Origin of the sequence: Aphanothece microscopica RSMan92 (assembly GCF_046613545.2) — a bacterium.
Taxonomy (GTDB): Bacteria; Cyanobacteriota; Cyanobacteriia; order PCC-6307; family Cyanobiaceae; genus NIES-981.
On the sequence record NZ_JBKKKY020000494.1, the window covers coordinates 1 to 475 of the forward strand.

The window sequence follows — 475 nt, forward strand, 5'->3', positions numbered from 1 at the left end:
CCGTAGCGGAGACGGTAGACCGTGTCGGTGGGGGTGAAGTCGAGCGCCAGGACCTCGGCGCACCGGCAGACTCCCTCGATCGAGCGGATCAGCAGCAGCTGCCCGGGCTCGAGCGGGTCGTGGACGGCGATCCGGTCGTGCGGGACGTCGAGTCCGTCGTACGCCCGCAGGTCGCCCTCGGTGAGGGGGACGTCGGCGATGATCATGAGTGCTCCGGCGGAAGGAAGGGGATTCCCCTCCACCATCGACCCGCTCGGGCCGGCATCCGAGCACGTGGGCGAATCCTTCAGGCCGTCTTCAGCACGTCGGGACCTTGGTCCCGGTGGGTGACACGGGTCACTAGAACGTGTTCTCATTCGGCCATGACGATCCGCGTGGTGCAGTGGGCGACCGGTGGCGTGGGCAAGGCGGCGATCGAAGCCGTCCTCGCCCACCCCGACCTCGAGCTGGTGGGGGTGTGGGTGCACTCGGCGTC

Annotated in this window: 1 protein-coding gene; it reads right to left on the reverse strand. The window is 69.1% G+C overall.

Translation table 11 applies throughout. The features are described 5' to 3' along the window. On the reverse strand, positions 1 to 206 hold a 206-nt coding region (locus ACLD7X_RS18710; RefSeq protein ID WP_411425182.1), incomplete at its 3' end, for a hypothetical protein. Positions 207 to 475: the final 269 nt, after the last annotated feature.